Source organism: Streptomyces sp. NPDC048612, from assembly GCF_043199295.1.
Classification (GTDB): domain Bacteria; phylum Actinomycetota; class Actinomycetes; order Streptomycetales; family Streptomycetaceae; genus Streptomyces.
The window spans coordinates 86,058-109,166 of record NZ_JBICVV010000014.1; the positions used below are offsets into that span (position 1 = coordinate 86,058).

Below are 23,109 nucleotides of genomic sequence, written 5' to 3' on the forward strand. Positions count from 1 at the left end.
GGCGGCGGTCAGCCGTGCGAGGAGCCCGTGAGCCCGGCCAGAGTGCGGGACAGGGCGGTCAACGTCTCGGCGATGTGCGGGAGTTCCAGCGGGTCGGGGGCCGTCAGGGCGCGCTGCCGCTGCTCCCGGCCGTCGCCCAGCAGCGCCTCGGCGCCCAGGCGTACCCGCAGGGCGCCCGGCGCGTCTCCGAAACGGTGGCCGCCGCGCGCACCCCAGGGCGCCAACGCCCGCTCCAGCGCGTGGGATTCCACGACCCCGCGGGCCCCGAGCGGGCGGCGCAGCGGCTCGAAGTCGGCGTACAGATGACTGCCGGAGCGCGGTGGGCGGCAGACGGCTCCGGCCCCGGTGACGAGGTGGTGGAGCGCCGTGGCGAGCACGCCGTACACCCGGGCGGCGGTGGCCGTCCTGGCGCGCACCTCGTCGGGCTCGCCGAGCGCATGGGTGACGGCGCAGCCGAGCGGGCCGGGAAGCGGTGTGCGCAGCGCGGTGAGCGCGTCCAGTACGGCGGCGTGCAGGGCGGCGCCGCGGCCGGTGTCGGGGAAGCGGGCCAGCGCGGCGGGCCAGGAGGCGGGCACCAGGGTGGCCCGCAGGTCGGTGAGCACCACGACCCCGTCGGGCAGCATCTCGGCGGGGCTGAGCAGCACGGTGTCGTGCGGGTCGTGCAGCAGATCGCGGCGGGTCTCGTCGCTGACGACCCACAGCCCTTCGTCCGCCGCCGCCTCACAGACCTCGTGCAGCTGTTCCGGCGCGGGGCAGGTGCCGGTCGGGTCGTCGGCGACGGACAGCACCAGCATCCGCGGGGTGTCGCCGTGCATCCGGGCCCGGCGGACGGTCTCCAGCAGCGCGAACGGGTCGGGCACCCCGCCGGATTCGGCCGGTACGGGGGCGAGGTGCACCGGGCGGCCGAGCAGCCGGGCGGGGGGTGCGTACAACGCGGAGCAGGGCCGCGGCAGCACCACCGCCCCGCCGGCCGCGGCGTACAGCGCGAGAAGCAGGGCCGGCGCGCCGGGGGCGGCGAGCACCCGGTCGGGGGTGGTGGCCAGGCCACGGCGTTCCCAGTAGCCGCAGGCGGCGGTGCGCAGCGGCGCGGCGCCGCCCAGGGGCTCGGCCTCGGTGCGGTCGGCGGCCGCGGCGAGGTGGGCGGCGAGTTCCGGGAGGACCGGCAGGCCCACCGGCGGCTCCGGGTCCGGCTCGGGCCGCGGAGATCCGGGGGCGGTCCGCTGCATCCGTTCCTCCACTCCACGACGGCGGGTCGATCGTGGGCCCACAGGACGGGCGGCCCCGTCCACCTTGGCAGATCACCAGGGTGCCGACCGGGGGCGACACGTCAGCGGAGGGAGGGACCGGCACTCAATGCGCCGGGCCCGCCGGCCGCGCCTCGTAGTGATGCACCGTGACCGTCTCGCCGGCGCCCCAGTCCTGCCGTTCGGTGGTGCGGCGGAGCCAGCCCCGCCGTTCGTAGAGGGCGACGGCCGCGGTGTCGGTGGCCTTCACCTCCAGTACGGGCCGCAGTCCGCGGGCCACGGCCTCCTCCTCGACGGCGTCCAGCAGCCGTCCGCCGAGGCCCGCGCCGCGGGCCGCGGGCGCGACATAGAGCCGGCTGACCTCGGCGCCGCACAGCGCGGCATGACCGGCGACCGCGCCGTCCGTCTCGGCGACCCAGGCGGCCGTCAGCCCGTCCGGGGTCAGCCAGCGCGCCGGCTCGCCGGGCCAGTGGTGCGGATAGCCGCTGTGGGTGTGCACCTCGGCCAGCACGGCCACACAGGCGTCGAGGTCGCGGTCATGGCGTCTCCTGATCATCCGGGCATGGAAGCACAGTGGCCGGAGCGGTGCCGCCGGCCACCCGCGGGGGACGCGCTCCGCTGCGCCGCGCGGGCCGCCGCGGCGGGATGCTGCCTGTTCCGGGCCGTCTGGGGTACAAGGTGGCGCATGCGATCGCTACTGACCCATCTCGACCGGCGGACCTTCGACCTGATTGCGGCGCGCGAATGGCCGGGCGCGCAGCGGGTACTGCCCCGGCTGACCCGGAGCGCCAACCACGGGCTGCTGTGGTTCGGCCTCGCGGCCGGTGCGGCCGCCGTCGGGGGCCGGCCGATGCGCCGGGCCGCGCTGCGCGGAGTGGCCTCGCTGGCCGTGGCGTCGGCGACGGTGAACACGCTCGGCAAGCGCTCCGTACAGCGGCAGCGCCCGCTGCTGGACGCGGTGCCGGTGATACGGCAGTTGCACCGCCAGCCGCTCACCTCGTCCTTCCCCTCCGGGCACGCGGCCTCCGCGGTGGCGTTCGCGACCGGCGTGGCCATGGAGAACAAGTGGTGGGGGCTGGCGCTGGCGCCGGTCGCCGCGTCGGTGGCGTTCTCCCGCGTCTATACGGGCGTGCACTATCCGGGTGATGTGCTGGCGGGCGCCGCGCTGGGGGCCGGTGCGGCGTTCGCGGTGCGCGGGTTCGCACCGACCCGTGCCCAGTTGGCGCCGCCGGCCCGGCCGCGTGCCGAGGCGCCCGCGCTGCCCGGCGGCCGGGGTCTGGTCGTGGTGGCGAACCAGGGGTCGGGGCAGCGTTCCGGCGCCCGCCCGGACCGGGCCGAGGAGGTGCACGGGGTGCTGCCGAAGGCCGAGGTGACGGTGTGCGGCGATCCGGACGGGCCGTCGCTGGACAAGGCCCTCGAAGACGCCGCCGAGCGGGCCAGGGAGCTGGGCGGCGCGCTGGGGGTGCTCGGCGGCGACGGCACCGTCAACGCCGCGGCGGCGGTCGCGGTACGGCACGGACTGCCGCTCGCGGTGCTGCCCGGCGGCACCCTGAACCACTTCGCGTACGACCTGGGGATCGAGACCTATGCGGCGGCGGCACGGGCCGTGGAGACCGGTGAGGCCGTCGCGGTGGACGTGGCGCGCTTCCGGGCCGGGCCGCACCTGGAGGGGCGGCAGTTCCTCAACACCTTCTCGATCGGCGCGTATCCGGAGCTGGTGCGCATCCGTGAGCGCTGGGCGGGCCGGATCGGCGCCTGGCCCGCCGGGGTGCTGGCGGCCTGGGAGGTGCTGCGCACCGCCGAGCCGCTGACGCTGCGGATCAACGGCGAGCGGCGCGCCGTGTGGCTGCTGTTCGTCGGCAACAGCCAGTACCGGGGGCTGGGCTTCGCTCCGGTGCGGCGGCACGACCTAGCGGACGGGGTGCTCGATGTGCGGGTGGTGCACGGCGGCCGGCTGGCCCGCACCCGGCTGCTCCTCGCGGCCCTGACGGGCACCCCGCGCAGCTCTCCGGTGCTCGGCGAGGCGCGACTGGCCCGGCTGCGGATCAGCGACCTCCCGCAGGGCACCACCCTGGCGTACGACGGTGAAGTCGCCCCCGCTCCGGACGAGTTGACGCTGGAGAAGCAGAACGAGGCGCTGACGGTCTACCGTCTACTGCCCGAATGACGAGACGCCACTCTCATCATTCGGGATGGCGGCGTACGGTGTGAACTCCACGCCGAGGCGCGGCCGCGGCGCGGTGCGGGCGGCCGCCCGGCGGCGGCCGGGGGTGCCGCAGCGCGCCGCCCGGTCGCCCTCCGCCGCACGCGAAGGAGCCGGCCATGCCACAGGAATCCGCCGTCTACACCCACGGCCACCACGAGTCCGTACTGCGCTCCCACACCTGGCGCACCGCCGCCAACTCGGCCGGATACCTGCTCGACGCGCTGCGGCCGGACATGCGGATTCTGGACATCGGCTGCGGCCCCGGCACCATCACCGCCGACCTGGCCGCGCTGGTGCCGGACGGGCAGGTCACCGGCCTGGAGCAGGCGCCGGACGTCCTGGAGCGGGCCCGGGCGACGGCCGACACCCGCGGGGTGACCAACGTCCGCTTCGCGGTCGGCGACGTCCACGCACTGGACCACCCCGATGACACCTTCTGCGTGGTGCACGCCCATCAGGTCCTCCAGCACGTGGGCGACCCGGTCCAGGCGCTGCGCGAGATGCGCCGGGTCACCAGGCCGGGCGGGATCGTGGCCGTCCGCGACTCGGACTACGCCGCGATGACCTGGTACCCGGAGACCGAGGGGATGGCTGACTGGCTGCGGCTGTACCGGCGAGTGGCGCGCGCCAACAGGGGCGAGCCGGACGCCGGACGCCGGCTGCACGCCTGGGCCCGGCAGGCCGGTTTCGCCCCCGGCGCGATCACCGCCACGGCCGGCACCTGGCTCTACCGCACGCCCGAGGAGCGGTCCTGGTGGAGCGAGCTGTGGGCGGACCGCACGGTCCACTCCTCGTACGCGCGGACCGCGGTGGACGGCGGGCACGCCACGGCGGAGCAGCTGGACCGGATCGCGCGGGCCTGGCGGGCCTGGGGCGCCGAGGAGGACGGCTGGTTCGGCATCCTGCACGGCGAGATCCTCTGCCGCGTCTGACCGCGCATGTCCGCCCCGCCCGGACCGGCCTCCACGGGCCCACCCCCGGCACATCGCTCCGACGGCCCAGCCTCACCCCCTCCCCGGCAGATAAATCCTATTAATCCCGATATGGATGGGGCGTGACCCCACAACGACGCCTCACCGCGATAGCCGCGCTGACCCTCCTGGCGGTGGGCTGCGGCACCCAGCAGCCCACCGGCCCCGCCCGCTCCGCGCGGTCCGCCCCACCGGGCGGCACGCGGGCCCTGGCCGCCTCCTCCTTCACCCTCCTGGCGACCGGCGACGTCCTGCCGCACAGCGAGATCATCCGCCGGTCCGGCGATGACGCGCAGGGCCGAGGCCATGACTTCCGTGCCATGTTCGCCGGGGTGAAACCGGTGGTCTCCGGCGCCGACCTGGCGATCTGCCACATGGAGACGATCTACGGCCGGGACGGCGGACCCTTCACCGGCTACCCCAGCTTCAAGTCCCCGCCCGAGGTCGCCGCGGCCCTCAAGGACACGGGCTACGACTCCTGCTCCACCGCCTCCAACCACACCCTCGACGACGGCGCCGACGGGGTGCACCGCACCCTCGGCGCCATGGACGCGGTCGGCCTGCGCCATGCCGGCTCCGCCCGCTCCGCCACCGAGGCCTCCCGGGTCACGCTGCTGCGGGCCGGCCGCGCCAAGGTCGCCCAGCTCTCGTACACCTACGGCACCAACGGCATCCCGCTGCCCGTCAAGGCCCCCTGGGCGGTCAATCTGATCGACTCGAAGAAGATCCTCGCCGACGCCCGCGCGGCCCGCCGGGCGGGTGCGGACGTGGTGGTCGTCAGCATCCACTGGGGCACGGAGTGGCAGCAGCAGCCGGACGAGCAACAGCGCACCCTGGCCCGTGCGCTGACCGCCGCCCGCACCGGAGGACGGCCCGACGTCGACCTGATCCTCGGCACCCACGCCCATGTCCCGCAGGCGTACGAGAAGGTCAACGGCACCTGGGTCGTCTACGGGATGGGCGACCAGCTCGCGGGCCATATGTTCAACCACAGCGACCAGCCGGACGGCCGCGGCAACCAGAGCTCGATGGCCCGGTTCACCTTCGCCGGCCCGGCCGCTCCCGGCGGGCGCTGGACGGTCCGCAAGGCGGAGTTCCTGCCCCAACTCACCGATGTCAACGACGGGTTCCGGGTCGTGAACCTCAACGCGGCGCTGGCCGGGCAGCCCGGTCGCGGCGACTACGCACGGGCCCGGGACAGCATCCGGGACATCGTGCTGTCCCGGGGCGCGGCGGACAGCGGTCTGATGATGGCCAAGTGATCGCGTCCGGGCCGGTCCCCCAACTAGGGTGGCCCGTATGGACATTCTGGGGACCTCATTGCGGGTGTGCGTCGGTGATCTCGATTCCGCGATCGGCGTCTACGAACGGCTGACCGGTGCCGAGGCGATCCGCTTCCAGCGCGGCGGGGTGGCGGTCGCGGCGGTCGGGTGCTTCTTCCTGATGAGCGGCCCCGAGGCGGAGTTGTCGGTACTGCGGAAGATCACGGCGACCCTCGCCGTCAAGGACGTGGACGAGGCGGTGGCCGACCTCAGGGCGGTCGGCGCGGACATCATCGCCGGCCCGCTGCCCACCCCGATCGGCCGCAACCTGGTGGCCCGCCACCCGGACGGTTCGATCTTCGAGTACGTCGACCGGCAGCAGGGTCCGGAGGCCTAGGAAGTCCGCTGGGGGGTCGGCGCGGCGCTGCTGCCCCCGGGCGGACGGTCCTCGGAGCGTCTCCCGGAGCCGGTCAGCCCACGGTCACCGTGTAGGTGCGGTAGTCGGGCCGGCTGCGGGCCGGGGCGCCCGTGGGCCCGTCGGAGGGAGCCGGGGAAGCGGTGGCCGAGCCGCCCTCGGCGACACACGCGCTCACGGGGCAATGGATCAGCCGGATCGTGGTGCGCCCCGGGCCGACGGCACGGAAGCCGAAGAGCTGGGTGCCGCCGGACGCTCCGTCCGCGTCGCTGTCCGGGTACTCGTGGTCCTCGCGGGTCGCGCGCACCACGCCCCCGTCGGGCCGCGGCGACGCCACGTACCAGCGCTCCCCGAGGGAGGCGTTGGACGGCACGGAGAGGGTGAACTCCTCGCCCGGTTCGGCCTCGACGGCGGTCTCGTCGGGGTCGTAGGTGGCGGGGCCGGTGAGACCGCAGCCGGTGAGCGCGGCGAGCACCATGGGCGTGAGGAGCGCCAGGGACAGCGGCCGTGCGGAGATGCGGGGCGTGGGTCTCCACGGTGCCGCGGGGGCCTCCGGTGCGGACTGTGCGGGCATGGCTGGCGGTCTCTTCTCTCGTGCGGTCTGCCGGGAGCGCCATCCTCCCCTGCCCGCCGCCGACTTGACGCGCCGCCCCCGGCGGAACCGCGCGCGGGGCGCGGAAGCAGGTCTCAGGACACGTCCAGCACGATCTTTCCGCGGGTGCGGCCCGTCATGCTCTGCCGGAGCGCCTCGGCCGCCTCGGGCAGGGGGAAGGACGAGGCGACCGGCACCGTCAGCTTGCCGGCGTCCGCGAGCGCGCCGAGTGCGGTCAGGTCCGCGGTGTCCGGCCGGACCCACACCATGTGGCCGCCCTTCGCCGTCACCTCGCCGTCGGCGACGGAGGCCACCCGGCTGCGGTCCCTGAGGAGATCCTGCGAGACGCCCACCACGCCGCCGCCGACGAAGTCCACTGCCGCGTCGACGCCTTCGGGCGCCAGCTCCCGCACCCGGCCGGCGAGACCGTCACCGTAGGTGACCGGCTCCGCGCCCAGGGACCGCAGGAACGCGTGGTTGTGCTCGCCGGCCGTGCCGATGACCCGCGCGCCCCGCGCGACCGCGATCTGGACGGCGAGCGAGCCGACCCCGCCCGCGGCGGCGTGCACCAGCACGGTCTCGCCCTTCGTCACCCCGACCCGGTCCAGCGCCTGATAGGCGGTCAGCCCGGCCAGCGGCAGTCCGGCGGCCTGCTGCCAGCTGAGCGACACCGGCTTGCGGGCCAGGGTCCGGACCGGCGCGGCGACCAGCTCGGCGTAGGTGCCGTGCGCCACCTCGTCCTTGCGGACATAGCCGATGACCTCGTCACCGATCGCGTACTCGGTGGCGTCCGCGCCCACCGCCTCGACCACGCCCGCCACGTCCCACCCGGGGACGAACGGGAAGTGCGCGTCCATCATGGGGTCCAGATAGCCCGCGAGGATCTTCCAGTCCACCGGATTGACCCCGGCCGCCTTGACCCGGACCAGGAAGGAGTCGGGGCCCACCTTCGGATCGGGGTGGTCGGTGTAGTCGAGAACCTCGGGGCCGCCGTAGCTGTGCGCGATGATTGCCTTCATGATCCGCTACAACGCGTGACGGTGCGGGTTCATTCCACGGTCGCGGGGACGGTCACCGCAATGGCGTACGAGACGGGCGGGGCGGGCTCGCCCCGGCCCCCTCAGCCCGGCCGGCCCCCCAGGGCGCGCAGCAGGAACGGGAGGAGTTCGCTGATCGCCGCCTCCCCGGAGGTGGGGCCGTCGGTGGCGCCCCGGTACGTCACGTCGGGGGTCAGGAAGAGGCGGCTGACCATGGAGCCGACGACGAGATCGGCCAGTACATGGGCGTTCTCCAGCGGCGGGATGTCGCCGCGGGCGACCGCGCGGCGCACCACGTCGGCGGCCCGGTCGCGGACCGGCTGGACGATCGCGGTGTCCAGGACCCGGGCCAGCGCCTCGTTGTGCGCGGCCTCGCCGATCAGGATGTGCAGCAGCCGTCCGCCGGGGCCCTCCAGCGTCGCCGCCTTGTCCCGGAGCAGGACGGCGAGGTCGCCCCGGAGGCTGCCGGTGTCGGGCTGCGGGCCGAGGTCACTCGCCCAGCTGACGGCGGTGCCGACGACCAGGTCCTCCTTGGAGCGCCAGCGGCGGTAGAGGGTCGCGGTGGATACCCCGGCCCGTTTGGCGACGGCCGCGGTGGTCAGGCCGCCGTAGCCGCTCTCCTGGAGGACCTGGAGGGTGGCCGCGAGCAGCGCCCGGTCGCGCTCGGCGTCCCGCGGCCGGCCACGGGACGGCTGCCGCCCGGGGGGCGCGGTCTGGTTGCTCTCGGTGTGTTCGGCCACACCGGGAGTCTACCGGCCAGCATTACGAAACGAAATATTTTCGTTTCGTGTAGCCTCGGCGGCATGGCTTCTCCCACCCTCACCCCCGACCTGGACGCCGCCGCCGTCGTCGACCGGCTCCGCCGCACGTTCACCACCCGCCGCACCGCCTCGCCGGAGTGGCGGCGCGGCCAGCTGACGGCCCTGCGCACCCTGCTCACCGACCACCGCGACGAGCTCCTCGCCGCCCTCGCCGACGACCTCGGCAAGGGCCCCCAGGAGGCCTATCGCACCGAGATCGGCTTCACCCTCCACGAGATCGACCACACCCTGGACCGGCTCGACGGCTGGCTGGCGCCCCGGCCCGCGGAGCTGCCCGAACGGCTGCTCCCGGCGACCGCGCACACCGTCCGGGAGCCGCTCGGCGTCGTCCTGGTGATCGCGCCCTGGAACTACCCGCTGCAACTGGCGCTCGCCCCGCTCGTCGGGGCACTGGCCGCGGGCAACTGCGCCGTCGTGAAGCCCAGCGAACTCGCCCCCGCCACCTCGGCCGCCCTGGCCCGGCTGCTGCCGCGCCACCTGGACGGCGACGCGGTGGCCGTCGTCGAGGGCGCCGTCCCGGAGACCACCGCCCTGCTGGCCCAGCGCTTCGACCACATCTTCTACACGGGCAACGGCACCGTCGGCCGGATCGTGATGTCCGCCGCGGCGGCCCATCTCACCCCGGTCACCCTGGAGTTGGGCGGCAAGAGCCCGGTCGTCCTCGACCCGGGCACCGATCTGGCCGCGGCCGCCCGGCGGCTGGTGACCGGCAAGTTCCTCAACGCCGGCCAGACCTGTGTGGCACCCGACTACGTCCTGGCGATCGGTGACACCGCCCGGGAGATCGAGCCGCACCTCGCCGCGGCGGTGCGCGAGGCCTACGGAGCCGACCCGGCCACCGCGGAGGAGTACGGACGGATCGTCAACGTACGGCACTTCGACCGGCTGACCGCCCTGCTGGACAGCGGACGCACGGTTCTCGGCGGCACACACGACCGCGCCGCGCGCTATCTGGCGCCCACCGTCCTCGCCGATGTCGCCCCGGACGCACCCGTGATGCAGGAGGAGATATTCGGGCCGATCCTTCCCCTCGTCCCGGTGCCCGACCTGGACGCGGCGATCGCCTTCATCAACGAACGGGACAAGCCGCTGGCCCTCTACGCGTTCACCGCGTCCGAGGACACCAAGAGCCGGCTGCTGGCCGAGACCTCCTCCGGTGCGCTCACCTTCGGGCTGCCGGTCGCCCATCTCACCGCGCCCGGACTGCCGTTCGGCGGGGTCGGCGAGAGCGGCATGGGGCGCTACCACGGCGAGTACTCGCTGGACACCTTCAGCCACACCAAGGCGGTGCTCGACAAGCCGCTGGCCTGACGGCGGTCGGCACCGGGCGCGGCTACTCCGGCCGCATCCGGTAGGCGTAGCGCTCCGGGAGCGGATGGGCGGAACGGGCCGCCGCACGGACCTCCTCGGTGACCGGACCGCCGCCCGCGACCAGCTGCTCGGCGATGGCGTACCAGGTGTCCCCGAGCACCTCGTCGCCCTCCCGCAGAGCGGCGATCTCGAAGCCGGCCTCGAAGATCTCGCGGGCCTCGGCGGGCCGCCCCTGGGCGAGCAGTACCTGTGCGGTCAGCAACGGGAAGCGGCCATCGGCAGGTTCGGCCGGCCGCAGCTCCGCCAGCAGCCGCGCGGCCTCCTCCGTGCGGCCGGCCGCGAGCAGCGCGGGCACCGCCTCCCGGGCGAGGGCCGGCAGCACCACCCGCCAGGCCCGCGCGGCGGGGTCCGGTGCCGAGGCGGCCCGCGCCGCCTCGGCACAGGCCTGCCCGAACCGGTCGGCGGCGCGGGCCGGCTCGCCCGCCGCGGTCTCGGCGACGGCCAGGCAGTACAGCGGCAGACAGCCCGCGCCGTGCCCGACGGCCCGCTCCCAGCTGCGGACGGCCTGCGCGCGGTCGCCGGCCCGCCACTGGGCGAGACCCAGGTGGTAGTCGGTGGACGGGCCGGTCGGTGCGGACTCCAGCAGCTCGCGCCAGGCCGGCGCGGTCAGCACCGGACCGGGCACCGGGCCGCCGGCCGGCAGGTCCCCGGTCCTCAGCAGCGTCAGCCACGGCTCCTGCTCCGCGCCCAGCGTGGCCGGTCCGAACGGCGTACCGGGCAGGTCGAGTCCCGTACGGACCGCCTCCAGTGCGCCCCAGCCGGACCCGGTCGCCAGCGCCTCCTTCGGTTCCTGGTCGGCATACGGCAGCCAGGCGGCGTAGGCGGCCTCGACGTCCGCCCGGGGAAGGGCGGCCTGGAGCCGGTCCGCGACCTCCGTACGGGCCGCGCCCCAGTCCGCGCCGTGCACCGCCGCCGGGTCGGCCTCCAGCGGTCCGTACGCCTCCAGCCAGCTGAGCGTGCCGCCGGCCTCCAGCGGCAGGTGTTCCAGCTGGGTACAGGCCAGTCCGGCCTGGATCTCGGCGTAGCCGCCGGTGCCCGGCTCGGTGAGCCATTGCTGCCAGTGCCGCCCGGCCGCTCCCGCGCCCCACAGGAACAGCTTGCGGCCGCGCAGGGTGTCGGTGGAGGTCTGCACCAGACCGCGGCCGTCCGCGTCGAGGGAGGCGATCCACCGGCGGGCGCCCTCGGGCACGTCGTAGAAGTAGTCGGCGGGGTGGGTGCTGCGCAGGGGGTAACTGCGGTCGGCGCCGTCGGCGTCGGGGACCGGGACCCGGCGCAGGGTCCGTGCGTAGCCGAAGTGCCAGGCCGCTTCGGCGGGGGCCAGGACGCGGGTGCGCTCGCCTTCGGGGACGGCCGTGTTGGACCACCAGTAGACCGGCACGGTGTGGTGGTGCGGATTGCGGATGCGCACACCGACGTGGAGGAAGTCGGAGCCCTCGGGCAGCCACAGGTCCACCTGGAAGGGCAGGTCACGCAGCCGCTCCCACTCCCACAGCCGCAGCATCTCCCCGCCGTCCGGCGCCGGTACCCGGGCGGCGTGCACGGGGACGCAGGAGAGGGTGCCGTGCCCGGTGGCGCCGATGTTCCACTCGATGCCGCCGGCGAACCAGGCGCCGTTCAGGGCGAAGGCGGCGGGCTGGAACACCGGGTTGCGGTAGAGGAGTTCACGGCCGGTGGGCTTGTGGAGCAGGGAGTACACCCGGCCGCCGAGGCCGGGCAGGACGGTGGCGCGCAGCCGGTCGTTCTCAAGGACCAGCGCTTCCAGGTCGGTGCTGCGGCGGGCCCGGCCGTAGCCGTCGCGCAGCGGGGCGGGCAGGACCGAGCGCAGCGGTTCCCAGCCGAGCTGCCGCGCCATGTCGGCGGGCAGCCCGGAGTCCCGGCACCTCGACGCGGTGCGGGTCGAGGCCGGTGCACAGCGCGGGGAGCGGGTTGTCCGGGCCGAGGGAGGCGGCGGGAAGGGTCAGGGTGGTGCGTCGCACACTCGTGGCCACGGCCGCCTCGCAATGCTGGACCGGGCCACCCCGGCTGCGGCGGCCTCCTGTTGACCATGGAACCGCGTGTCCGCCGCTCTGCACAGGGCCTGGTCGTGCCGGGCGAGGTCAGGGTTGCACAAAGACACCCTCAAGGAGGTCGGTGAGCAGCGCCGCGCCGGTCCCCTCCGGGTCGCGGTCCGGGTCGTAGATGGTCACGTTGATACCGGCGCAGCGTGGTGAGGCGGCCAACGGGCCCAGCAGAGCCCGCAGTTCCCCGGTGAGCAGACCGCCGGGGTCGGGGCTGTCGACGGCCGGCATGACGGACGGGTCGAGCACGTCGGCGTCGAGATGAATCCAGAAGCCGTCGAGGTGCGCGCGCTGGAAGTGGGTGAGGACGTCGCGGGCCACCACCTCCGGGCCGCGCCGCCGGATCTCGCCGACCGGGGCGTGGCTGATGCCGAGCCCGGTCAGCTCCGCCTGGTCCTCGTCGGCGTCGCGGATGCCGAGGACGCACACGTCCTCGTCGCGGACGTACGGCCGCAGCCCGTCGAGGTCGGTGAGATCGGCCTGGCCGCGGCCGGTGATCTGCGCCAGGCCCTCCCCGGCCGCGGCCCCGACCGGACCGGAGACCGCTTCGTTGTCCGGGTGCCGGAAGTCGCCGTGCCCGTCGAGGTAGGCGACGCCGTAGCGCCCCAGCCGCCGCAGCGCGAGCACCGCGCCGAGCAGGATCGAGCAGTCCCCGCCCAGCACCACCGGGAAGTCACCGCTGCCCACATGCCTCTCGATACGGTTCGCGAGCCGGGCCGTGTAGCCGGCGAGAGCGGCGGCGTTGAAGTCGCCGTCCCCCTCTTTCCAGTCCCCCAGGTCGTAGCGCGGCGGCACCACCACCCCACCCTCCAGCGCACCGAGCCGGCGCAGCAGTCCCTGCTCACGCAGGGCGCCCGCGAGCTTGTAACACCCGGGCACGGTGCCGGGCGCGGGCGGCCGCAGTCCCAGGTTGGAGGGGGCATCGATCAGTACGGTACGGCGCATACCTTGATCGTCACACAGCGGCGGCGGATATGGGGCGGGCTGGAGAGATCCGGCGAAAGAGCCCTGTTCTCCGGCTTATTGGCACGCGCGGAACGGAATGCGGGGCTCCGGCGGCCGCGCTCACCGAGGGCGGGGCGGAGGGCGCACCGCGCCCCTTCAGCTACCGCCGTGTCATCGCCTCGGACTCGGCTCATTGAAGCGCAGCCGGTTCCCGAACGGGTCGGTCAGTGTGAGGGAGGTGCCGATCTCGTCCTGCTCCAGGCCGGGGCGGAGATACGGGTAATCCTTCCCGGCCAGCTCGGCGTGCAGCGCGCGCACCCCGCTCAGCTCGGTGTAGACCGTGGAGCCGGGCGTCGCGTCGCCGTGGTGCTCCGACAGATGCAGCACGAGGTCGCCGCGCGACACCTGGGTGTAGAGCGGCATGCCCGGCTCGAAGCGATGCTCCCAGTCGACCGTGCAGCCGAGGTAGCCGACGTAGAACTCATGGGCCTTGGCCACGTCGAAAATCCGGAAGACCGGAACGGTGCGGTGGAAGTCGATGCTCATGCCGGACATTGCATCACTTCGGCGGGCCGTCGGCCATCTCCGCGGTGATCGCCCAGCGTTCGTGGTCGCGCCAGGCGCCGTCGAGGAAGAGGAAGTCCGGGGAGAAGCCCTCCAGCCGGAAGCCGGCCCGCCGGACCAGGGCGAGCGACTGCTCGTTGGCCGGCTGGATGTTGGCCTCCAGCCGGTGCAGGCCCAGCGCCGTGAAGGCGTGGTGCAGCACGAGCCGCAGGCCCTCGCTCATCAGGCCGCGGCCGGCGGCGTGCGCGAAGGCGCCGTAGCCGATCGCACCGCAGCGGAACGCGCCGTGCACGATGTTGTTGATCGTGAGGTAGCCGGCGATCCGGCCGTCGGCGACCTCGCAGAGCAGGAAGCCCTCGCGCTGCGGCTCCTGGAGCCGCAGCAGATAGCCGTCGTACGCGGCGTCCGTGGCGGGCGGGAAGAGCCAGGGGCGGTGCAGCTCCGCGCTCTCCCGTGCCCGCGCGGTGAACTCGTCCCGGTCGGCGGCGGTGAAGTGCCGGATGCCCACCCGCGGGCCGCGCGCGAGATAGCGGTCGTTGCTCGTCACCGGAAGATCGTACGCAGACCGCCGGCGGGACGCCTCCGGGGCGCTACCGCCACACCGGAGCGTCCGCACCGCACCGGCCGGGCCGCGACCGCTCTCCGGACGGCGTGAGCGACACCCTCACCCCGCCACGGAACGGAACGCAGCGGCACGAACACGGGCTGCTTTCAACGAAGTTGGCCGATCTACGCGTAGACGTGCCCGGCATCCCCGGCATGAGGTGAGATCGGCGCGGTGAGCACGGCGCGCCGCAGCAGGGCCATCTCAGACGCGAGCCACTCGCGCCACGCGAGCCTCGTACGGGAGGAACTCCATGACCGAAGCCGTCCCCTACTTTCAGGACCGCACCTGTCCCTACCACCCGCCCGCCGGCTACCGGCCGCTGCGCGAGGCCGGGCCGCTGACCCAGGTCACGTTCTACGACGGGCGCAGGGTCTGGGCGGTCACCGGCCACACCGAGGCCCGGTCGCTACTGACCGACCAGCGGCTCTCCGCCGACCGGCAGAACCCGGCCTTCCCGATACCGGTCGAGCGCTTCGAGGCGATCCGCCGGGTACGGACCCCGTTGATCGGCGTCGACGACCCGGAGCACAACACCCAGCGCCGGATGCTGATCCCGAGCTTCAGCGTCAAGCGGGTCGCCGCGCTGCGCCCGGAGATCCAGCGGGTCGTCGACGGGCTGCTCGACCGGATGCTGGCCCAGGGCCCGCCCGCCGAGCTGGTCTCCGCGTTCGCCCTGCCGGTCCCCTCCATGGTGATCTGCTCCCTGCTCGGCGTCCCGTACGGCGACCACGAGTTCTTCGAGGAGGAGTCCCGCCGCATCCTGAGCGGCCGGACGGCCGAGGAGACGGAGGACGCCCGGCTGAAGCTGGAGGAGTACTTCACCGGGCTGATCGCCGCCAAGGAGCAGCGGCCGGGCGACGGGCTGCTGGACGAGCTGATCGAGGACCGGCTGCGGGCCGGCTCGCTCACTCGCGAGGAGCTGGTCCGGCTCGCCATGATCCTGCTGGTGGCCGGTCACGAGACCACCGCCAACATGATCTCGCTCGGCACGTTCACCCTGCTGCAGCACCCCGAACAGCTGGCGCAGCTCAGGGCCGAGGAGGGCCTGATGCCGGCCGCCGTGGAGGAGTTGCTGCGGTTCCTGTCCATCGCGGACGGGCTGCTGCGGGTGGCCACCGAGGACATCGAGATCGGCGGGCAGGTCATCCGCGCCGATGACGGGGTCCTGTTCCCCACCTCGCTCATCAACCGGGACGACGCCGCCTATCCGTCACCGGACGAGCTGGACCTCGACCGTTCGGCCCGCCATCACGTGGCGTTCGGCTTCGGGATTCACCAGTGCCTGGGGCAGAACCTCGCCCGCGCGGAGATGGAGATCGCGCTGCGCTCGCTGTTCACCAGGATTCCGGAGCTGCGGCTCGCGGTGCCGGCCGAGGGGATTCCGTTCAAGGCCGGAGACACCCTGCAAGGAATGATCGAACTTCCGCTGGCCTGGTAGCGGCCGGCCGGCAGACCGACGAAAGGGGTCCGGGATGCGGATCGCGATCGACACCGACCGCTGTATCGGTTCGGGGCAGTGTGCCCTGACCGCGCCGGGGGTCTTCACACAGGACGACGACGGCTTCAGTGCCCTGCTGCCGGGCCGTGAGGACGGTGCGGGTGACCCGCTGGTGCGGGAGGCCGCGAGGGCCTGCCCCGTGCAGGCCCTCGCGGTCACGGACGGCTGAGCCGCCCCCTCGCGGACGACCCGGCCGACGCACCCGGCGCCTGACGCCCGGGGCGCGCCCGCGACGCTCCGCCCTGCCACCTGTCCCTACGGCTTCCACCCCATCCGCTACCGCAACACCCCTTGGGTGACGGGCAGTTCGAGGACGCCGGTGTCCTCGGGCGTGCTGCTGACCGTCACCGGCTTCACGCCGCGATTGCCCACATAGGCGTCGTCGCTCGCGGCGATCACGAAGCGCAGCCGGTGCCCCGGCGCGTAACGGTGCACGATGCCCGGCAGTTCCACGGTGAAGTGCCGGGTCACATCGGGCACCCGGGCCGGGGCCACCAGCCGGTGCACCAGCGTCTTCCGGCCGTCCGGCGCGATGTCGTAGAGCTTGGCGAACAGCACCAGCCGGTCGGCCGCGTCCGCGGAGCGCTGGGCCCGCTCGGCCTGCGGCGAGGCGACCTTCAGGGTCACCTTCGGCGCGCCCACCACGTCCACCGGCCCGCCCGCCACCGGCTGCGAGGTCCAGTCGAGGTGGGTGCCCCTGGCGTCGTACGGGGCCACGTCCGGCAGGCCCAGCATCCCGGAGAGCGAACTCTCCGAATGGCTGGTGGGCGTCCGCAGGTTGCGGTACTCCCGGCTGCCGCGGGTCACCGCGGCGCGGCGGGTGACGAGCGTGCCGTCCCCGGAGAGGTAGAGCCGCCGGGTGGTGCCCGCCGGGAAGGCGGGCGAGGTGGCGTAGGCGGACCCGTCGGTCACCCAGTCCCGGTGGTAGGCGAAGGCCGGGCCGGTTCCGGTCGCCGTCCGGTGCCGCAGATGGTGGTCGAACCACGCCAGGACGCGCTGCCCGACGTAACTGGTGTCCAGATTGCCCTGTGCCAGGTTGAGTTCGCCCTTCGCCGGCTTCCGCATCCCGCCACTGTGGCCCCAGGCCTGCCAGATCATCCTGACCGGGGTGCCCTGCGCGGCGAGGGTCCGGTAGGTGGCGGCCGCCTCGTTGAGGTTGAACAGGCTGTCGTTCTGGCCCTGTACGAGCAGCGTCGGCGCCCTGACCGAGGACAGGTACGAGACTGGGGAGACGCTGCGCGTGTAGCGGAGCACGGCCTCGGTGCGCTCCGCCGGGTACTTCCCGGAGTCCAGCAGCCGCTTGGTCTCGCAGGCCCGCGCGACGAAGTGCAGACAGCCGGAGCCACCGGTCCGCGAGGGGTCGAGCTGCGGATGCAGCAGCCCCTGTGCCTCGCCGATCAGGAAGAACCCGTTCGTCCACTGCCACTTGTAGGCGCCGGGCAGCGGTCCGGTGACGCCGTGGGTGCGGCCCGCGTTGTTCGGGTCGAGGGAGTAGGAGAGGTCGTTCCAGGTGATGAACGGGACCAGTGCGTCGACCCGGTGGTCGACGGCGGCGGTGGCCAGCTGGATGGCGCCGCCGTAGGAGCCGCCGATCATTCCGACCCGTGGGTCGCGGGCGCTGTCCTTGGTGACGTAGTCGACCCGGGTCCCGTCGTCGGCCGTACGGGTACCGGCCAGCAGGTCGACCAGCCCGCTCGCGGCCCGCGCGTCGACGCCGGGGTCGTCGAGGGAGATCGGGCAGCCGGTCTTGCCGAAGCCGAGCCCGGAGTAGGCCAGCGCCACATAGCCGCGGGCGGCGAGGGCCTTGGCGAGGCCGTCGGTGGAGCCGTCCTTCTTGCTGCCGCCGAACCCGTTGGTGGTCAGCACGGCCGGCGCCGGGTGCGCGGCGTCCACCCCGGCCGGGCGGTAGACGTCCGCGTCCAGGGTGCAACTGCGGCCCCCGGCCGGGACGGTGACCTTCAGCGCGGTCACGGTGTACGGGTCGGCCGCGGCGACCGCGGGGCCGGTCAGGGCGAGCGGCGCGGCGAGCGCGGAGCAGGCCAGCAGGGCGAGGGACCCGCGGAGCACGGGGCGCGGCACGGCTCGGGACACGCTGGGCACGGGGACCTCCACACAGGTCGTACCAACCAGTCGGTAGCGGCGCGCTCATGCTGCGGCACGGGTGACGGCGAGTCAACGCTCCGTAGCCGCGTCGGGGTTAGGACGTGCGTTCAGGGGCGTCCGCGGGCGCAGGCGGAGGTGTCCACGGGCGAGGGGCGACCGCGGACGCCCCGTACGGCAGGGGGACCTGCCCCAAGCCGGGGGGCTCACGCCGTTGCCGGTGCCTCGAAGGTCAGCGTGCCGGCCGTCGCGTCCAGCTCGGCGGCCACGCCCAGCGGCACGGTCAGCGCGGACTCACCGTGTCCGAAGCCGAACTCCTCGGCCACCGGCACCCCGAGCCCGGCCAGCCGGTCCACCAGCACCTCCCGCACCCGCTCGTAGGGACCGCAGCGGGCCCAGGAGCCGAGGACGATCCCGGCGACGCCGTCCAGCCAACCCGCGCGCAGGAGTTGGGTGAGCGCCCGGTCGATGCGGTACGGCGGTTCCCCGACGTCCTCCAGCAGGAGCAGCCCGCCCGCCGCGCCCCGCCGGGCCCACGGGGTGCCCAGCTCGGCGGCGAGCAGGGCCAGACAGCCGCCGAAGGTGACCCCGCGGGCCCGGCCCGGCACCAGTGGCCGGGCGGACGGCGAGGCCAGGGTGCGTACGGTCTCCGGCGCGAACAGGGTGCGCCGCAGATGGTCCCGGGTGGCGTCGTCCTTGAGGAACACCTCCCCCGCGACGGCCGGGCCGTGCAGGGTGGCCACCCCGGCCCGGACCGCGAACGCCTCGTGCAGCACCGTCACATCACTGAAGCCGACGAGCGGTTTGGGGGCCGCGGCGCGGAGCGCGTCCCAGTCCAGCAGGTCGACCATCCGCTGGGCGCCGTAGCCACCGCGGGCCGCGAACACCGCCCTGACGGACGGATCGCACCACGCCTCCTGGAGATCGCGGGCCCGCTCCTCGTCGGTGGCGGCGAGATGGCCCAGCGTGCGGTGGGTGCCGCGGGCATGGGGCGCGACGACCGGGTCGAGGTCCCAGCCGCGGAGCACATCGAGCCCCCGGTCCAGCCGCTCCGCCACGAGCGGGCCGCTGGGCGCCACCACCGCCACCCGGTCACCGGGCCGCAGCCGCGGGGGCCTGACCAGCCCGGCCCCCGTCATCCGCGCAGCTCCAGCGCCGGGACATCGCCGCGGGAGATGCCGAAGGTCTGGACGTAGAGGGCGAGTTCGGCCTCCACGGCGCGCACGATGGTCTCCGCGCGGCGGAAGCCGTGTCCCTCACCGGGGAACGCGAGATAGGCGTGCGGTACGGCGCGCCCGGCGACCTCGGCGAGGAACCGTTCGCACTGCGCGGGCGGGCAGATCACATCGTCCAGGCCCTGGAGCAGCAGGAACGGTGCGGTGATCCGGTCCGCGCGGTGCAGCGGCGAGCGCTCGCGGTAGCGGTCGGGCACCTCGGTGAGCGGGCCGACCAGCGACTCCAGATACCGCGACTCGAAGTCATGGGTCTCGTCGGTGGCCCAGCCGGTCAGGTCCAGGATCGGATAGCTGATGGTGCCGCAGGCGTAGAGGTCGGTGGTGGTCAGGGAGGCGGCGGCGGTCCAGCCGCCGGCGCTGCCGCCGCGGATCGCCAGCCGCGTGCGGTCGGCGGTGCCCTCGTCGGCCAGTGTGCGGGCGACGGCGGCGCAGTCCTCGACGTCCACCACGCCCCACTCGCCGCGCAGCCGCTCCCGGTAGGTGCGGCCGTAGCCGGTCGAGCCGCCGTAGTTGACCTCGGCGACGCCGATGCCGCGGGTGGTGAAGTAGGCGATCTCCAGGTCGAGCACCAGCGGGGCCCGGCCGGTGGGGCCGCCGTGCGCCCACACCACGAAGGGCGGCAGCTCGCCGTCGGGGGCGCGGTGGTCGGGGTTGTGTGGCGGATAGAGGTGGGCGTGGACGGCGCGCCCGTCGGGGCCGGTGAAGGTCCGCTCGACCGGCCGGGGGTAGTAGGCCGGGTCCAGCACATCGGTGTGCCGGCAAGCGAGCACCCGGGCGCGTCCGGTGCAGGTGTCCAGTTCGACGATCTCGTACGAGCTGTGCGCACCGGCGGCGATGCCGATGACGCGGCTGCCGTGCACGGCGAGGCTGGGCGCCCATTCGGTCCAGGGGCCCGCCGCGTCGACCAGTTCACGGCTCACCGTGTCGAGGATGCCCAGGCGGGTGGCGCCCCGACCGTGGATCACCGCGAGGGTGCCGTTGTCCAAAGGCAGGAACCAGCGCTGGCCGACGGTCCACAGCGGTCCGCCGAACTCCTCCTGCCGGCCCGGGCACAGCGCCCGGCTCGCCACCACGCCGTCGCCGCGGGCATCGGGGTCGATGCGCTGCAGCTCCCACCAGCCGCTGACGTCCGAGACGAAGAGCAGGGAGCCGTCGGCCGCCCACTCGACCTGGGCGACGGACTCGCCGGCCGCGCCGCCGTGCGGCCCTTCGGGACCGAGGTCACCGACGAGCGGCCGGATGTCCGTGAACGCGCCCTCCCCGGTGACCCGGGCCACCATCGCCAGGGTGCCCTCCCAGGGCATCCGAGGGTGGTCCCAGGCGAGCCAGGCGGCCCGCCGGCCGTCCGGGGAGAGCCGTGGGCCGGTCACGAAGCGGTGCCGGTCGTCGGTCAACTCCCTTACAGAAGCGCGGTCTTCGGCGGCGGAGCCGTCGAGCGGCACGGCCGCGATCACCCGGCGCACATCGGTCGGCCGGTCGCCGGTGAACTCCTCCAGGACGCACCACACCTCACCGCGCTCCGGGCACAGCACCGGGTCGGCCCAGCGCAGCCCGTCGCCGACGGCGGAGTGCGGGGTGAGCGGGCGCGGCGCCTGGTCACTGTCGGGTGCGTAGGCGTACAGCCGCTGGTCGGCGAAGTCGCTGAAGACGACCAGCGGTCCGCGGTCGGTGACCGTACCGGCCCAGGGCTGGCCGCCGTACTCCAGCACCCGGCTGCGGACGTTCCAGGGCGCGGGCAGTACCGACTCCTCGGTGCCGTCCGGCCGGAGGCGCACCAGCGCGCGCCGGCCGCCCTCGGCGGGCCGCGGCTCGGTCCACCACACCTCGTCGCCGACGACGCCGACGAAGGCGGGCCGGCCGTCGTGCGCGGCGACCGTCCGGGCCTCTATCGGGGATGTCCAGCCACCGTACGGAGCCGTGGTCACCATGCTGTCGTTCCTCTCCACCACCGGTCGGGCACGCGTCGGCAGGTCAGGCCGCGCGCAGGAAATGATCGAGCACCCGGACACCGAAGTGCAGCCCCTCGACCGGCACACATTCGTCCACGCCGTGGAAGAGCGCCTGGTAGTCGAAGCCCTCGGGCAGCTTCAGCGGGGAGAAGCCGTAGCCGGTGATGCCCAGCCGGGAGAACTGCTTGGCGTCGGTACCGCCGGACATGCAGTACGGCACGACCCGGCCGCCCGGGTCGAAGCGCTCGATGGCGGCCCGCATCGCGGCGAACGCCGGGGCGTCGACCGGGGCTTCGAGCGCGACCTCGCGGTGGTGGTACTCCCAGCTCACGTCGGGTCCGGTGAGGTCGTCCAGGGTGCTGCGGAACTCCGCCTCGCCGCCGGGGACCACCCGGCCGTCGACATGGGCGACGGCGGTTCCGGGGATCACGTTGACCTTGTAACCGGCCGCCAGCATCGTCGGGTTGGCGCTGTTGCGGACCGTCGGCTCGACCAGCTTGGCGGCCGGCCCGAGCCGGCCCAGCAGCGCGTCGACGTCGAAGTCCGGCGCGTCGACATCGGCCTCGATGCCGCGCAGCGCGGCGAGTTCGCGGAGCGCGGCGCGCACCGTCGGGGTGAGCCGGACCGGCCAGTCGTGCGCGCCGATCCGGGCGACGGCCGCGGCCAGCCGGCTGACGGCGTTCTCGCGGTTGACCTTCGAGCCGTGCCCGGCCCGCCCCCGGGCGGTCAGCTTCAGCCAGGCCGTGCCGCGCTCCCCCGCCGCGACCGGGTACAGCCGGGTGCCGTCGCCGGCGTGGAAGGTGAAGGCCCCGGACTCGCTGATGCCCTCGGTGCAGCCGTCGAAGAGTCCGGGGTGCCGGTCGGCCAGGAATCCGGAGCCGTCCTCGGCGCTGGCCTCCTCGTCGGCGGTGAACGCGAGCACGAGGTCCCGCCGGGGCCGCACCCCGTCGCGGGCCCACCGGCGGACCACGGCGAGCACCATCGCGTCCATGTTCTTCATGTCGATGGCGCCGCGGCCCCAGACCACGCCGTCGCGGACCTCCCCGGAGAAGGGGTGCACGCGCCAGTCGGCGGGTTCGGCCGGCACCACGTCGAGGTGGCCGTGCACCAGCAGTGCGTCGGCCGCGGGGTCGGTGCCCTCGATGCGGGCGACCACGTTCGTCCGGCCCTTGCGCCGCTCCAGCAGCGTCGGCGCCAGTCCGGCCCCGGCCAGCTGCTCGGCGACGTACTCGGCGGCCGGGCGCTCCTGACAGGTGCCGTCACCGGAGTTGCTGGTGTCGATCCGGATCAGGTCGGAGGTGAACCGCACCACCTCGTCGAGCGCCTGCCGGTCCACACCGGCGGCCGCTCCGGTCCCGGGCTCCCCGGCGGACTCCGCCTCAGCCATATTGTTCCTCCACGGCGGACGACACGACGGTGGTGACCGCCTTGAAGCACCGGATGGCCTCGTACATGGTCGGGCTGGTGTAGGCGATACGGCGCTCCCCGCAGCGTTCCACGCCGGGCACACAGGTCGCCGCGCCCACCAGGTGTTCGGCGTCGAACTCCAGCTCCAGGCGGAACGGGCCGCGCCGGGCCGGTTCGTGACACACCGCCAGCGCCGCTCCCTTGTGGGCGGCGGCCCGGATCTCGGCCGCCGTACGGGCCGGCGGCCGGCAGACCGCCGCATAGCGCGACACATAGTCCTTGACCGCCACCCCGGGCGCCTGCGGGGCGTATCCGAGGGCGTCCTGGCAGGTGCGGTCGTCTCCGGTGACCAGCACCACGGGCACCCCGTACTCGGCGACCACCAGGGAGTTCAGATAGCCCTCGCTGGCGCGGGTGCCGTCGACCCAGACGCCGGTGAGGGTGTTGGCGAGGTAGGTGTGTGCGAGGACGCCTTCGGTGCCCGCACCGGTGTGATAGCCGAGGAAGGCGATCCCGTCGACGTCTCCGTGCTGCACGCCCTCGACCATGCTCAGCGACTTGTGCCGCCCGGTGAGCATCTGCGCGCGCTCGTCGAGCTGTTCCAGCAGCAGGTTGCGCATCGTCCAGTGCGCCTCGTTGACCAGCACCTCGTCGGCCCCGCCGGCGAAGAACCCGGCGATCGCCGCGTTGACGTCGGACGTGAACATGGCGCGGCAGCGCTCCCATTGGGGCGTCCCCGGCAGCACGTCGGCCGGCCAGGTCACGCCCGTGGCGCCCTCCATGTCCGCGGAGATGAGGATTTTCACATGCACCAGTCCCGTCGCAGCT

20 protein-coding genes and 1 pseudogene are annotated in these 23,109 nt (G+C 74.2%); 7 read left to right on the plus strand and 14 right to left on the minus strand.

Annotation, left to right across the window (positions count from 1 at the left end; all coding sequences use genetic code 11):
- Nucleotides 1-8 precede the first annotated feature (8 nt).
- Together ACGFN2_RS21845 and ACGFN2_RS21850 are read right to left on the minus strand one after the other, a co-directional pair.
- On the minus strand, nucleotides 9-1,226 hold the full coding sequence (locus ACGFN2_RS21845; protein WP_393362856.1) for an aminotransferase class I/II-fold pyridoxal phosphate-dependent enzyme: 1,218 nt from the start codon (nucleotides 1,224-1,226) through the stop codon (nucleotides 9-11).
- Between the two features lie 124 nt (nucleotides 1,227-1,350).
- Complete coding sequence (locus ACGFN2_RS21850) at nucleotides 1,351-1,800, minus strand: GNAT family N-acetyltransferase (RefSeq protein WP_393362859.1); 450 nt, start codon at nucleotides 1,798-1,800, stop codon at nucleotides 1,351-1,353.
- Between the two features lie 129 nt (nucleotides 1,801-1,929).
- On the opposite strand from ACGFN2_RS21850, the gene ACGFN2_RS21855 reads away from it, so the two are divergent.
- The 4 genes from ACGFN2_RS21855 to ACGFN2_RS21870 all read left to right on the plus strand — a co-directional run bounded on the left by ACGFN2_RS21855 (nucleotide 1,930) and on the right by ACGFN2_RS21870 (nucleotide 6,080).
- Entirely contained in the window at nucleotides 1,930-3,411 is a 1,482-nt protein-coding gene (locus ACGFN2_RS21855) for a phosphatase PAP2 family protein (RefSeq protein ID WP_362601180.1), read from the plus strand.
- A 155-nt stretch (nucleotides 3,412-3,566) separates the two neighbouring features.
- Nucleotides 3,567-4,382: a class I SAM-dependent methyltransferase gene (locus tag ACGFN2_RS21860; protein ID WP_393362862.1), complete on the plus strand. Its 816-nt coding sequence runs from the start codon at nucleotides 3,567-3,569 to the stop codon at nucleotides 4,380-4,382.
- Between the two features lie 122 nt (nucleotides 4,383-4,504).
- On the plus strand, nucleotides 4,505-5,683 hold the full coding sequence (locus ACGFN2_RS21865; RefSeq protein WP_362601186.1) for a CapA family protein: 1,179 nt from the start codon (nucleotides 4,505-4,507) through the stop codon (nucleotides 5,681-5,683).
- Nucleotides 5,684-5,720: 37 nt separating this feature from the next.
- The gene (locus ACGFN2_RS21870) at nucleotides 5,721-6,080 is read left to right on the plus strand and encodes a VOC family protein (RefSeq protein WP_362601189.1); all 360 of its coding nucleotides are present in this window, start codon (nucleotides 5,721-5,723) and stop codon (nucleotides 6,078-6,080) included.
- 73 nt (nucleotides 6,081-6,153) lie between these two features.
- Here the strand turns inward: ACGFN2_RS21870 and ACGFN2_RS21875 are convergent, their stop codons facing one another.
- From ACGFN2_RS21875 to ACGFN2_RS21885, 3 genes are all read right to left on the minus strand, one after another.
- Entirely contained in the window at nucleotides 6,154-6,672 is a 519-nt protein-coding gene (locus tag ACGFN2_RS21875; RefSeq protein ID WP_393362866.1) for a protease inhibitor I42 family protein, read from the minus strand.
- Nucleotides 6,673-6,785: 113 nt separating this feature from the next.
- Nucleotides 6,786-7,709 (minus strand): NADP-dependent oxidoreductase, encoded by a 924-nt coding sequence (locus tag ACGFN2_RS21880; protein WP_393362869.1) that lies wholly within the window; start codon nucleotides 7,707-7,709, stop codon nucleotides 6,786-6,788.
- 101 nt (nucleotides 7,710-7,810) lie between these two features.
- Nucleotides 7,811-8,467, minus strand: coding sequence for a TetR/AcrR family transcriptional regulator (locus ACGFN2_RS21885; protein WP_393362872.1), 657 nt, complete (start codon nucleotides 8,465-8,467; stop codon nucleotides 7,811-7,813).
- A 63-nt stretch (nucleotides 8,468-8,530) separates the two neighbouring features.
- On the opposite strand from ACGFN2_RS21885, the gene ACGFN2_RS21890 reads away from it, so the two are divergent.
- A complete protein-coding gene (locus ACGFN2_RS21890; protein ID WP_393362875.1) occupies nucleotides 8,531-9,859 on the plus strand; it encodes an aldehyde dehydrogenase family protein in 1,329 nt (442 codons plus the stop codon).
- A 22-nt stretch (nucleotides 9,860-9,881) separates the two neighbouring features.
- Here the strand turns inward: ACGFN2_RS21890 and ACGFN2_RS21895 are convergent.
- The 4 genes and pseudogenes from ACGFN2_RS21895 to ACGFN2_RS21910 form a co-directional block, all read right to left on the minus strand.
- Nucleotides 9,882-11,907, minus strand: a pseudogene (locus tag ACGFN2_RS21895) (DUF5107 domain-containing protein).
- A gap of 108 nt (nucleotides 11,908-12,015) precedes the next feature.
- Nucleotides 12,016-12,921: an arginase family protein gene (locus ACGFN2_RS21900; RefSeq protein ID WP_393362878.1), complete on the minus strand. Its 906-nt coding sequence runs from the start codon at nucleotides 12,919-12,921 to the stop codon at nucleotides 12,016-12,018.
- 171 nt (nucleotides 12,922-13,092) lie between these two features.
- Nucleotides 13,093-13,467, minus strand: coding sequence for a glyoxalase superfamily protein (locus ACGFN2_RS21905; RefSeq protein WP_393362881.1), 375 nt, complete (start codon nucleotides 13,465-13,467; stop codon nucleotides 13,093-13,095).
- 13 nt (nucleotides 13,468-13,480) lie between these two features.
- Nucleotides 13,481-14,032 (minus strand): GNAT family N-acetyltransferase, encoded by a 552-nt coding sequence (locus tag ACGFN2_RS21910; RefSeq protein ID WP_393362884.1) that lies wholly within the window; start codon nucleotides 14,030-14,032, stop codon nucleotides 13,481-13,483.
- A gap of 310 nt (nucleotides 14,033-14,342) precedes the next feature.
- Here ACGFN2_RS21910 and ACGFN2_RS21915 point away from each other — a divergent pair, with 310 nt between their 5' ends.
- Entirely contained in the window at nucleotides 14,343-15,530 is a 1,188-nt protein-coding gene (locus ACGFN2_RS21915; protein ID WP_362601214.1) for a cytochrome P450, read from the plus strand.
- Between the two features lie 34 nt (nucleotides 15,531-15,564).
- Nucleotides 15,565-15,759 carry a ferredoxin gene (locus tag ACGFN2_RS21920; RefSeq protein WP_362601217.1) on the plus strand — a complete coding sequence of 65 codons (195 nt, stop codon included), beginning with the start codon at nucleotides 15,565-15,567 and terminating at the stop codon, nucleotides 15,757-15,759.
- Between the two features lie 107 nt (nucleotides 15,760-15,866).
- On the opposite strand, the gene ACGFN2_RS21925 is transcribed toward ACGFN2_RS21920, so the two are convergent.
- The 5 genes from ACGFN2_RS21925 to ACGFN2_RS21945 form a co-directional block, all read right to left on the minus strand.
- Nucleotides 15,867-17,681: a CocE/NonD family hydrolase gene (locus tag ACGFN2_RS21925; protein WP_393363050.1), complete on the minus strand. Its 1,815-nt coding sequence runs from the start codon at nucleotides 17,679-17,681 to the stop codon at nucleotides 15,867-15,869.
- Nucleotides 17,682-17,896: 215 nt separating this feature from the next.
- Nucleotides 17,897-18,829, minus strand: coding sequence for an LD-carboxypeptidase (locus ACGFN2_RS21930; protein ID WP_393362888.1), 933 nt, complete (start codon nucleotides 18,827-18,829; stop codon nucleotides 17,897-17,899).
- The gene (locus tag ACGFN2_RS21935; RefSeq protein ID WP_393362891.1) at nucleotides 18,826-20,853 is read right to left on the minus strand and encodes a prolyl oligopeptidase family serine peptidase; all 2,028 of its coding nucleotides are present in this window, start codon (nucleotides 20,851-20,853) and stop codon (nucleotides 18,826-18,828) included. Before ACGFN2_RS21935 ends, ACGFN2_RS21930 begins: the two co-directional genes overlap by 4 nt.
- A gap of 43 nt (nucleotides 20,854-20,896) precedes the next feature.
- Complete coding sequence (locus tag ACGFN2_RS21940) at nucleotides 20,897-22,261, minus strand: M20/M25/M40 family metallo-hydrolase (protein WP_393362894.1); 1,365 nt, start codon at nucleotides 22,259-22,261, stop codon at nucleotides 20,897-20,899.
- Nucleotides 22,254-23,087 carry a M55 family metallopeptidase gene (locus tag ACGFN2_RS21945; protein ID WP_393362897.1) on the minus strand — a complete coding sequence of 278 codons (834 nt, stop codon included), beginning with the start codon at nucleotides 23,085-23,087 and terminating at the stop codon, nucleotides 22,254-22,256. Before ACGFN2_RS21945 ends, ACGFN2_RS21940 begins: the two co-directional genes overlap by 8 nt.
- Nucleotides 23,088-23,109 lie beyond the last annotated feature (22 nt).

Coding starts and splice junctions, on each gene's coding strand:
- ACGFN2_RS21935 (WP_393362891.1), bottom strand. CDS start 20,853: ATGGTGACCACGGCTCCGTACGGTGGCTGGACATCCCCGATAGAGGCC.
- ACGFN2_RS21875 (WP_393362866.1), bottom strand. CDS start 6,672: ATGCCCGCACAGTCCGCACCGGAGGCCCCCGCGGCACCGTGGAGACCC.
- ACGFN2_RS21940 (WP_393362894.1), bottom strand. CDS start 22,261: ATGGCTGAGGCGGAGTCCGCCGGGGAGCCCGGGACCGGAGCGGCCGCC.
- ACGFN2_RS21855 (WP_362601180.1), top strand. CDS start 1,930: ATGCGATCGCTACTGACCCATCTCGACCGGCGGACCTTCGACCTGATT.
- ACGFN2_RS21905 (WP_393362881.1), bottom strand. CDS start 13,467: ATGAGCATCGACTTCCACCGCACCGTTCCGGTCTTCCGGATTTTCGAC.
- ACGFN2_RS21915 (WP_362601214.1), top strand. CDS start 14,343: ATGACCGAAGCCGTCCCCTACTTTCAGGACCGCACCTGTCCCTACCAC.
- ACGFN2_RS21850 (WP_393362859.1), bottom strand. CDS start 1,800: ATGATCAGGAGACGCCATGACCGCGACCTCGACGCCTGTGTGGCCGTG.
- ACGFN2_RS21930 (WP_393362888.1), bottom strand. CDS start 18,829: ATGACGGGGGCCGGGCTGGTCAGGCCCCCGCGGCTGCGGCCCGGTGAC.
- ACGFN2_RS21880 (WP_393362869.1), bottom strand. CDS start 7,709: ATGAAGGCAATCATCGCGCACAGCTACGGCGGCCCCGAGGTTCTCGAC.
- ACGFN2_RS21890 (WP_393362875.1), top strand. CDS start 8,531: ATGGCTTCTCCCACCCTCACCCCCGACCTGGACGCCGCCGCCGTCGTC.
- ACGFN2_RS21870 (WP_362601189.1), top strand. CDS start 5,721: ATGGACATTCTGGGGACCTCATTGCGGGTGTGCGTCGGTGATCTCGAT.
- ACGFN2_RS21920 (WP_362601217.1), top strand. CDS start 15,565: ATGCGGATCGCGATCGACACCGACCGCTGTATCGGTTCGGGGCAGTGT.
- ACGFN2_RS21845 (WP_393362856.1), bottom strand. CDS start 1,226: ATGCAGCGGACCGCCCCCGGATCTCCGCGGCCCGAGCCGGACCCGGAG.
- ACGFN2_RS21900 (WP_393362878.1), bottom strand. CDS start 12,921: ATGCGCCGTACCGTACTGATCGATGCCCCCTCCAACCTGGGACTGCGG.
- ACGFN2_RS21860 (WP_393362862.1), top strand. CDS start 3,567: ATGCCACAGGAATCCGCCGTCTACACCCACGGCCACCACGAGTCCGTA.